General features: G+C 64.8%; 1 pseudogene. It reads left to right on the forward strand.

Annotation, left to right across the window (positions count from 1 at the left end):
* Positions 1-239 (forward strand): annotated as a pseudogene (locus SB658_RS23295) (hypothetical protein); the annotation flags it as partial.
* Between the last annotated feature and the right edge of the window lie 42 nt (positions 240-281).

A 281-nucleotide genomic window follows, 5' to 3' on the forward strand; every position in this document is an offset into this window, starting at 1 on the left:
CGCGCACTGACTACGCACGCGCCGCCGCGGAGTTCTCGTGGCCGGAGGTCGGCGAGCGGTTCAACTGGGCAATCGACTGGTTCGACCGCATCGCGCGCGGCAATGAGCGCACCGCGCTGTGGATCGTGGAAGAGGACGGCTCCGAGGAGAGGTTCAGCTTCGATCAGCTCGCGACCCGCTCGGCACGCATCGCCCCGAGTGCTGCGTGCAACAGCTCATCCTCGTCCAACTGTTCGTAGCTCATTTGGGGTACCTTGGTATGATCCGCAAGCGCAAGGTGG

Origin of the sequence: Bacillus sp. SIMBA_008 (genome assembly GCF_046535495.1) — a bacterium.
GTDB classification, from domain to species: domain Bacteria; phylum Bacillota; class Bacilli; order Bacillales; family Bacillaceae; genus Bacillus; species Bacillus subtilis.